At 61.8% G+C, this 241-nt stretch carries 1 protein-coding gene; it reads right to left on the bottom strand.

Annotation, left to right across the window (positions count from 1 at the left end; genetic code table 11):
• Positions 1 to 241 (bottom strand): hypothetical protein (locus SB765_RS33195; protein ID WP_410932973.1); only part of this gene is annotated, 241 nt, incomplete at both ends.

Genomic DNA, 241 nt, shown 5'->3' with positions numbered 1-241 from the left:
GCGTCCAATTGAGCATCGGTCAGGGTAGGGAAAATCTCATGTAAGCCGCGCCGGCTCGCCTGACGGCTGCTCTCGCCGCCGCCACTCAGTGCATAGCCACTTCGGCCGTCTGCTATGCGCTGCGGCGGTCGATAGCGTTCAGCGATAGGCGGCAAGCCCATCATTTTTGCGGTTTTTTCGCGATCGACGCTGGCTTGTCGGCAGAGCCTTTGGCCGAGTTCAGGGGCCATCAACTCGGGGC

This window comes from Pseudomonas sp. SIMBA_067, assembly GCF_046534675.1.
In the GTDB taxonomy this organism is placed as follows: Bacteria; Pseudomonadota; Gammaproteobacteria; order Pseudomonadales; family Pseudomonadaceae; genus Aquipseudomonas; species Aquipseudomonas putida.
This window is presented reverse-complemented; position numbering and strand designations above follow the sequence as displayed.